The following is a 5,921-nucleotide window of genomic DNA, read 5'->3' on the forward strand; positions in this document are numbered from 1 at the left end:
GCCAAGGCACCACCTCCCACCCCATTCAGGAATTTCCCCCGCTTGCTGCGCTTTTTCATGCCTCCATGGGCCAATGATGCAAGGCTTTGTTGTTTCATGGCTCGTCCTCCCCATTGCTATTATTGTCAGTGGCAATTTTAACGTTTTGGCTGGGCTTGCTCAGAGATTCCTTAAGCGTACGATAAGAAATTCGAATAGTAAAGAATAATGCTCAATGGGCTGTGAATCCGGTATGATTTAGATGAATTTTTGACCATAGTCTTTTGTAAAGCAGCCAGTTGTGTGCCGCAAGAGTCATCGCGAGGTTGTATAGACCATTAACCTATAAACATACGGGGAGAATACTATGTCCGTCACACGTCGTGAATTCCTGCTGAGTGCAAGCTGGGCAACCGCTGGCGCTTCTTTTCCGTCGCTTGCAGCAGCCGCAAACGATACGGTGCCAACATTCCAACCTGATGACTGGCTGTCAGTGCGTAACCAGTTTGCGTTGTCCAAGAAGCACATCAATTTTGCCTCGTTCTTCATCGTTTCCCACCCGAAGCCAGTGCGCGAGGCGATCGAACGCTTCCGCCGACAACTGGACGAGGAGCCCTACCTCACTGTGAACAACGGGATGTTTGCATCTGATGCCGAGAATATGCAGCGCCCGGTGCGCGAAGCGGCTGCTGACTATCTCGGAGGCAAACCGGAAGAAGTCTGCCTGACATCGAATACCACCACCGGCTTGGCACTGATTTATCACGGCCTACTGCTACGAGCTGGCGATGATGTCCTGACCACCACACACGACCACTACGCCCATCATGAAGCCATTCGGCTTGCCACGAATCGAGTGGGCGCATCAATGCGGAAAGTGGCGCTATTCGACCATCATGAACATATCTCTATAGACCAGATTATTGAGCGTCTGAGCGTGGCGATAAAAGAAAACACGCGCGTTGTCGGCGTGACGTGGGTACATTCCAGCTCAGGCCTGCGCCTACCCATACGCGGGATTGCAGATGCCATTGCCGGGATCAACCGCAAACGTCCGGAAAACAACCGCGTACTGCTAGTCGTGGACGGCGTTCACGGCTTGGGGGCCGTGGATGAAACGGTGGCGGAAATGGGCGCTGATTTCTTTGTCGCGGGTACGCACAAATGGTTGTTCGCACCTCGCGGCACCGGCCTTATCTGGGCAAAAGCGGAAAACTGGGCGCACTTGACGCCAATCATCCCCACGTTCTCAGGCCAGGAGCCCTATGACGCATGGATACGCAACGAACCGCCTAAAGGCCCAACGAAAGCAGACTGGGTGACACCCGGCGGATTTTTCGCTTACGAACATCAATGGGCGATGCCTGCCGCCTTTCACTTCCATCAGCAGATTGGCCGCAAGCGAATTGCGGAGCGTATCCAGGTGCTGAATGTACGCATCAAGCAGGGTCTAGCAGAAATTCCAGGCATCACAGTGTACACCCCGAAAGATCCCAAACTGTCGGCTGGTATCGTCAGTTTTACGATCCAAGGCAAGAAGAACGAAGAGGTCATCAAGCATCTTCTCGAGCAGGGCATCTTGGCCAGCATCAGTCCCTATGGAACCGCTTATCTACGCCTCGCGGCCGGTATCATGAACACGCCAGAGGAAGTGGAAAGCGCACTCAAAGCACTCCGGTCATTGAAGTGATCTGCGGAATTGCTAACGAACCAACGAACACTACAACGATGAATTAAAGCGCCTGAAAAAGGAGAACCCCTACTTGACAGAAGGGTGTAACCTGTTAAAAGGGAACAGCAAAGGAGAAAAAATGATCACACCAGAATACGACTTGGCCGTGGTGGGTGGTGGAGTTGCAGGATTGTATTGCGGAATGCACGCCGACCGCGACTGGAGCGTCGCCCTGTTCGAAGGCAGCCATCGCTTCGGAGGTAAACTGGAGACCGTTTCGATGCTTGGCTTCGATGCGGAATACGGAGCCATGCGCTTTGATCCAATTTTGCAGTTCCGCATGGGCGAACTTCTCGATGAATTGGGCATCGAGACCCTGCCTTTCCCAGAATATTCGAGTCCGCCGGCCCAACAACGCCGCTTGGACTACCATCTGGCTGCGGACGAACAAGGCCTGACGACCCTGGAACTTTACAAGCTCGCGATACAGCGGGTGCTGGAGATGTCCGAAGCGGAAATGCTGGCCCTGAGCGAGGAACAACTCGAATCGATCCGCCGGGAAAGCATATTTTTCGGCCATCCCTTATGGGAACAAGGTTTGTGGAACACGCTCGGCAGGGTTATCAGCCACCATGCCTTGCTCTACATCGTCATGGAAGGCAGTTTTTTCCACTTTATCCACGAGAATCCGGGTGCCGCAGCCTGGATGATCACCTGGGTCAAGATGCTGCAAATGAGCCCAAATCTCAAGACGATCCCTCACGGCATGCAATCACTGACCGACACTATGCTGGAACGTCTGCGGCAACGGGGTGCGGAAATTCACCGGGCACATGTGCTCACTGCCTTGGAACGGTGCGACCGGGGGCGGGTGTTGCTGCATTTCTCCGAAGGAAGGGCTTGCATTGCAAAACACGTCGTTCTGGCCTTGCCCGAGCATTGCCTAGTCCGCATCGACGGACTTCCGATGGGAATCCGGGCGATGTTCGGGTCGGTGTTAGATATCCCGTTACTCAAGTGTTTCTTCGTGGTCGAAGACCCGTGGTGGGCAGAGGATGTCCCCCATTTGGATATGCCGCATCTGCCGGCCCGTGAAGTGCATTATCAAAAACAGGACGGCAAGGGCTTGGTCATGGTTTACGCTGACCGGCCATACCTGAATTTCTGGAGCCAATATATCCGCAAAGGCTATGAGACACGGGCGGAGATCGATGGCGATCAAGGATTGCCGCTGGCATTCTCCCGGTTCATGGGCATCGATCCTAAACACATTGTCAGCTACGGGATCCGTCATTGGGGTACCGAGCCCTACGGTGCCGCCTGCCATCTATGGAAGCCGGGGATAAAATCCTGGACGGTGCAGGAAAGGGTGACTGCATTTTCCCTAGAACGCAACGGCCCTGCAAACGTGCATATTTGCGGCGAAGCTTTCTCGGATTATCAGGGTTTTATCGAGGGCGCATTGCGAACGGCTCACGAGGTGATGAGGAAAATCGCAACTACGTAACGTGGAGTAATACCAATCCCAATAAGTTCTCATTGTAACCTTCTCCAAAGGGAGAAGGCCAGGATGAGGGGATTCATATAACAACTTATTGGAATTGGTATAATGAGCAAGCCCAGTGAGCTTTTCGGAATCCGAGGCAAATGTGGCTCCGATTATCCCGGATTCCACTGCGTTTCATCCAAGCTACTTGCTTAACTTTAGATGATATACAGAAGTAAAAAATCCAACTAAATCTAAATGCTATTGCAGACCCACCCGAAATATGGTAAATAAGCGGAAACCATATAATCACTTGTTATGCATTGAGGAGGAACAGCACAATGATCACCCCTGAATCTGCTCCCAAACATCTTGCGTCCCTGATGGATAGCATCAAACACAACGCGGCATGTTACGACAGAGTCGCTGAGCGCGCTAAAGCATACAAGGGGGCGTCAGGCACGGTCTCGGCACTATCAAGGCAACCTTCTCGGTGACATTCCCTGCGCGGTTCAATGGCTCTGGTCCGCCTTTCTCGATGCTGTCCAACGCACTGCAAACTCCAAACCCATTACCCAGGAACACCTCGCAGAGTTAGCTGACAGAGTAACAGGTATTGCCGCAAATGCCCGCGTATTGATCGCCTATCTATCGGATCAATTTATGGGTGAACAGCCATTGAACTCATTGCTCGGCGACCTTGATGGGCTGCACAGAATTGCGGATTTACTGTTGGCCGATTTAAGACAAGAATAGAACAACGGCATCAACAAACGGAGATGTTTAATATGGATCAACGCCCCACACTGAAGGACATAAGACAAGCACTTTCAGACAAGAAAAAGTGGTATCAAGAGGAAATCAAGAGGTTGCGCTTGGAAACGCATAGTTATGCCGCTGAAGACGTGCGGCGCTTCCATGAATGGGATTCATGGGTTCCTGACCCCGATTCCGTGGTTAGATGTGTAATCATAGACAAAGGGGACTATTCTGATGTTTATGTTATGTCTCGTTCCGGGATGAGTGGGTCTGACTTTGAAATTAGCGATAGCAGAAAAGCTTGGCTCATCAGAGTAGATGATCCCAATTATAGTGAATTGGTTTTCTGTCATCTCGGCGACAAAACTTCTCATGGCCGTGTGATAGCTATTGAAGAAGGATAATTCGATTAGCATAACAACCGCATCAACTCGGATTGGCAATTCCGATGCTCTCCATTGCCAGCCGGGTAGGTCGGGCAACCGCTTTTTGTTGCCCGACATTTCAGTCTAAAAAAGCAAATAATTGAAATATAAAAATGCCGCCTAAGATTAAAGAACTTGTTCGTGATTTAGAAATGGCTGGTTTTGTTAATAGAGGCGGCAAAGGTAGCCATAGAAACTATGAACATCCAAACGGTAGCCGCATTACTATTTCTGGGCAACTCTCAGATGATGCTAAACCCTATCAAATTCGCGAGACAAAGAAAAAGATTGTGGAGTCAAAATAATGAAAGAAAGTGACCGCTATATCAAAATTGTTGAATGGTCTGATGAAGATGGATGTTTTGTTGGTTCTTGTCCTGGAATAATTGATACTTGCTGTCATGGAGATGATGAGATTCAAGTTTATACCGAGCTTTGTCAGATTGTGAATGAATGGATTGAAACTATCAAAAATGATGGAAAGCCTTTGCCATCTCCTACGGTGAGCAGGAATTTAGCCCTGTAGTGTGGGCAAACAGCTTTATCGTTTGCCCACCATTTGCTGATATAACGCTTTGCCCACCCGGCTTACCGTTACCCCGGCTTAAACTCAGCCAGTTTGTCCAGTAAAAAATTCAAATCCTTTTCAGTATGGTCGGCGGATACCTGCAACCTGATTTCCTGCTCGCCTTTGGGAACAACGGGATAATTCAGCCCGGTCACGAGAATATCATGGGCAAATAAATGGGCAACCAGAACTGATGTTTTAGCCGTATCCCTGACAAAGACCGGCACGATAGGATGTTTGCCAGGCTAAACGCGCAATGAAATAGTGTGGATTTTTATTAAACAGTTCCAGGCGAGGGGAGTCGCTATTTTTGCGAAAGCTTGTTTTGGGCATCCCAGCCCAAGCAAGCGGCAAAAACTTAACGCGACCGCCAATGCCTGCGGCTGCCCCAGCCGTCCTGCTTCTCTCGTTTTATACCCGACAAGGGGTATAAAACTTGTTTACGCAATGACTCGACGCGATGTCGGTATGCTTTGCATTTTCACTACGCAAACAACGCTTCGTGAAAACGCCCAGCCCTATCGCTTCTGGGGACTACTCGGCTCCTGCCTCGCAGCGAACGTAATGGTATGGACTCCTCGCCTTCCCAACGGCATCGCGATGTGCCAAAGTGGGAGGGTAAAACCACCACTTAACAGAAGAAGGGGAATCCGCCATGAATAGTGCGGCAATTGGCTTTGACATTGCAAAGAATGTTTTTCAACTACACGGCGTGGACGCAAACGGCAAGACCGTGTTGCGCAAACAACTCAAACGGAACCAGGCGCTGGCTTTCTTCGCCAACTTAGTCCCTTGCCTGATTGGTTTGGAAGCCTGTTCCGGGGCACATTACTGGGCAAGGGAACTGCTCAAGCTAGGCCATGATGCCCGGTTGGCCGGCCCCCAGTTTGTCAAGCCCTACGTCAAGGGCAACAAGGACGACGCCAACGATGCGGAAGCGACCTGTGAGGCTGTTGGCCGGCCCACTATGCGTTTTGTGCCGACAAAAACTATCGGACAGCAAGACATCCAGATGCTGCACCGGGTACGGGG

General features: G+C 50.8%; 6 protein-coding genes and 1 pseudogene. 6 read left to right on the forward strand and 1 reads right to left on the reverse strand.

Annotated features, from left to right (window positions below; all coding sequences use genetic code 11):
- Positions 1–616: 616 nt before the first annotated feature.
- The 5 genes from ACLQ6D_RS04395 to ACLQ6D_RS04415 all read left to right on the forward strand — a co-directional run bounded on the left by ACLQ6D_RS04395 (position 617) and on the right by ACLQ6D_RS04415 (position 4,847).
- Entirely contained in the window at positions 617–1,669 is a 1,053-nt protein-coding gene (locus tag ACLQ6D_RS04395) for an aminotransferase class V-fold PLP-dependent enzyme (protein ID WP_411726071.1), read from the forward strand.
- A 121-nt stretch (positions 1,670–1,790) separates the two neighbouring features.
- Entirely contained in the window at positions 1,791–3,158 is a 1,368-nt protein-coding gene (locus ACLQ6D_RS04400) for a flavin monoamine oxidase family protein (RefSeq protein ID WP_411726072.1), read from the forward strand.
- A 767-nt stretch (positions 3,159–3,925) separates the two neighbouring features.
- Positions 3,926–4,300: a hypothetical protein gene (locus ACLQ6D_RS04405; protein WP_411726073.1), complete on the forward strand. Its 375-nt coding sequence runs from the start codon at positions 3,926–3,928 to the stop codon at positions 4,298–4,300.
- A gap of 134 nt (positions 4,301–4,434) precedes the next feature.
- Positions 4,435–4,626, forward strand: a complete 192-nt coding sequence (locus ACLQ6D_RS04410; protein ID WP_087142088.1) for a type II toxin-antitoxin system HicA family toxin — start codon at positions 4,435–4,437, stop codon at positions 4,624–4,626.
- Positions 4,626–4,847, forward strand: coding sequence for a hypothetical protein (locus ACLQ6D_RS04415; RefSeq protein ID WP_411726074.1), 222 nt, complete (start codon positions 4,626–4,628; stop codon positions 4,845–4,847). The genes ACLQ6D_RS04410 and ACLQ6D_RS04415 overlap by 1 nt, the downstream gene beginning before the upstream one ends.
- 68 nt (positions 4,848–4,915) lie before the next feature.
- On the opposite strand, the gene ACLQ6D_RS04420 is transcribed toward ACLQ6D_RS04415, so the two are convergent.
- Complete coding sequence (locus ACLQ6D_RS04420) at positions 4,916–5,116, reverse strand: hypothetical protein (RefSeq protein WP_411726075.1); 201 nt, start codon at positions 5,114–5,116, stop codon at positions 4,916–4,918.
- A 428-nt stretch (positions 5,117–5,544) separates the two neighbouring features.
- Here ACLQ6D_RS04420 and ACLQ6D_RS04425 point away from each other — a divergent pair.
- A pseudogene (locus tag ACLQ6D_RS04425) lies at positions 5,545–5,921 on the forward strand (IS110 family transposase); the annotation flags it as partial.

Origin of the sequence: Methyloglobulus sp. (assembly GCF_046714055.1) — a bacterium.
GTDB lineage: Bacteria > Pseudomonadota > Gammaproteobacteria > Methylococcales > Methylomonadaceae > Methyloglobulus.